Source organism: Streptomyces sp. XM83C (genome assembly GCF_023072675.1).
Lineage (GTDB): Bacteria > Actinomycetota > Actinomycetes > Streptomycetales > Streptomycetaceae > Streptomyces > Streptomyces thermocoprophilus.
In genome coordinates this window covers 1-2488 of sequence record NZ_JALLGL010000500.1, presented here as the reverse complement: position 1 = coordinate 2488, position 2488 = coordinate 1, and the positions used below count along the sequence as shown (strand labels likewise).

The window sequence follows — 2488 nt, the reverse complement described above, 5'->3', positions numbered from 1 at the left end:
CCGCCTCAGCCGACAGGGCAGACGATCTTCACCATGGACACCCGCCGCCGACCAGCGCGAGCACGGCAACTCGCCCGCACACCAGCCCACCTCACCTGCACGTTTCACGATGCACAGTGCTCAATGGGTCAGTCCCGGCTGCCTGGTAGCACCGTGGCCAGACGTCGACGCGTTCCGCGCGGATGACGAGACAGAGCTCAGACTGGCCGAGGCGTCACGCCACGTACGGGGCAGCACGGATTTCGAGGCCGCGCGCCTGATCCTCGGGTTCGTCCGGCCGAAGAACAGGCTGCGCCTCCGCCGAGGGGTGGCGGACGCGGGAGTTCTGGAACTGAGCCGACTCGACGAGACAGCGCCGCTCATCGGAATGGACGCCACCGCGCTCCGCAGTGACCCGATGGTGCACGAGGACCGCGTCGGCATGTGCCTGGCCGGCTGGCCGGTCACCGAGCGCGTCGCCCGTCAGGTAGCTGGCCGCCTCGCCGACGAGATTCTCCCGGAGGTGGACCGCAAGCAGCAGGACATCGAGCAGGAGCGTGCACAGCCCTCCTGGTACTCCTACCGTCGCCGGGACGACCGCAAGTTGGACGCGGAGGCGGCCGTCCTGCGGACCGTCCGGGCCTGGTGCGGCGAGGACAAGGCCGAGCGCTACGACGAGCTGGTCGCACTGCGCGAAGAGGTCATCCGGCTCGGCCAGCTGGTGGAGAAGGCGGTCAAGGCCCTACGCGACCGTGGGCACGGCGTCATCGCCTCCACCATTGAGCGCGACCTTGGCGTCCATATCGCCAGCCTTGATCCTGATGTGCGTCGATAGAGCCGCGCCACGGCTCCGGCGCCGGCGGCTCGGGCCGTGCCGCAGGCTGCTCCCTCTCCGGCCGGTGCGGGTTCCAGCCGCCGAGAAAGGGCCGTAGTTGATCTCCGGTCGGCTCCGCGTGGAAGTCCAGAGCGGCCAGGCCCTTGCCGTTCATGGTGGGATCCAGCCGGTCGGCCTCCGCCTTCCCCCAGGCCGACCACTCTCGCAGCCTCTCGGCTTCGACGGCGTCCTCCGATGTCGCGGCAGCTTCGTCCAGAGCGCCGCAGAACACCCGCATCTCTCCGGCCTCCTTCCACTGCTCCAGGGCTGTGCCGAAGTGCTCCGCCCGTAGGGCGTGAACCGCCTTGATCGAGGCGGCACTGACGGCGGACTCCCACTCCCGCCTCTCGCGCTCCTCCCGCTCCGTCTCCAGACGCCGGCGCTCCGCCTCCTGCCGCTCCCGCTGCTCTCGCAGGCGCCGCTGCTCCGCCTCCCGTTCCAGCCGAGCCCGCTCCTGCTCCTCCGCGCGCGCCTTCAGCGCCCGGAAGACGGAACCGACCTGCTCCTCCAACGGCTTCTTGGCGGTGTCGGCCCATTCTTTCTTCCAGCCGTAGCTGTGGCCGTAGCCGTAGCCCGAGTGCTGGCTGATCAGCAGTTCCAGCTCGCCGGAGGGCTCGAACCTGTGCGCCGGCGTCACCCGCTGCCAGTCGTATGTACGGTGGCCCGGCTGCTTGGGCACGTACCGGACCTGCTTCTGCCGTTCGCGGAAGCCGACCTCGTACGTCCTGCCGTGAACGGTGAGCAGGGGCCTGGGCTGCTTGCGCTTCTTGGACACCGTGATCTCGCCGTGGCGGGCGAGTGCCTGCTCGGCGAGGAGCCGGAGCAGCGAGAGAACTCGCGGCAGGACCTCCTCCGAGATCTCGAAGGCGCTGTGGTCCGCAGTGACAGCGGCGATCACGTCCTCGACATCGCTGATCACCCGGCTGCGCGCCAGCCGGATCCGGTTCCACTCGGTGTCGTCCTCGCCCGACACCCTGAGCAGACCGAGGAAGAAGTCCCCCTTCGCCCGGCCGCTGTACTTCAGGTGGTACCCCTCGGGCGCACACTGCCGGGCTGCGTCGAAGGCCCTGCGGTAGCGGGCTCGCTCCTGGTCGCTGGGGTTCGGGATGCGGAGGAACCGCCCAGCCCGCTGTACTTCCGCGATCAAGGCGGCTCCCATTTCCGACGGCGACGCCTGCGGGGGCTTGGCGGCGCGTTGCGGCGTCGGTTTCGTCGTGGACGGAGCTGTGTCTTGCTTCTGCGGAGGAGGGGCAGGCCGTGTCGGTTGCTCGGAACCCGCCGACCGCTGTTTGCGCGGCGTCGGTTCCGGCCGGTCCGGGTGATGGCCGTGTTCCAGGTAGAAGCGCCCCGCGTCAGTGATCTCCGCCTGCCACTTCCCATCCTGCTTGGGCATGGTGATCAGACGCCGCTCCTTGAGCGCGCGGGCGGTGAGAGCGAACTCTGGGCTGTCCGACGTGACGGGGTCGGCTCCATCCCCGATGCGGGTGAGGAGTGCGAGCTGCCGGTCATTTAGAGGTCGTCTCATTTGGAATGCTGGGTAGTCTGCACCGTGTGGTGATGGTCGAGCGCATGGTGCCGGACGAGTTGTGGGAGCTGTTCCAGCGGGTGGTCCCACCTGCTCCATCACGGCCGCAG

Annotated in this window: 2 protein-coding genes; one reads left to right on the top strand and one right to left on the bottom strand. The window is 69.1% G+C overall.

Going from position 1 to position 2488, the window contains the following annotated elements; genetic code table 11:
- The first annotated feature begins 109 nt into the window (after window positions 1-109).
- Window positions 110-814 (top strand): PE-PGRS family protein, encoded by a 705-nt coding sequence (locus MTQ10_RS29730; protein WP_247473565.1) that lies wholly within the window; start codon window positions 110-112, stop codon window positions 812-814.
- Here the strand turns inward: MTQ10_RS29730 and MTQ10_RS29725 are convergent.
- Entirely contained in the window at window positions 744-2000 is a 1257-nt protein-coding gene (locus MTQ10_RS29725) for a hypothetical protein (protein ID WP_247473557.1), read from the bottom strand. The two genes, MTQ10_RS29730 and MTQ10_RS29725, sit on opposite strands and share 71 nt — an antisense overlap.
- Window positions 2001-2488: the final 488 nt, after the last annotated feature.

What these genes read in the sequence shown, in the direction of transcription:
- MTQ10_RS29730 (WP_247473565.1), top strand. Translation starts at nt 110, where the DNA reads ATGCACAGTGCTCAATGGGTCAGTCCCGGCTGCCTGGTAGCACCGTGG.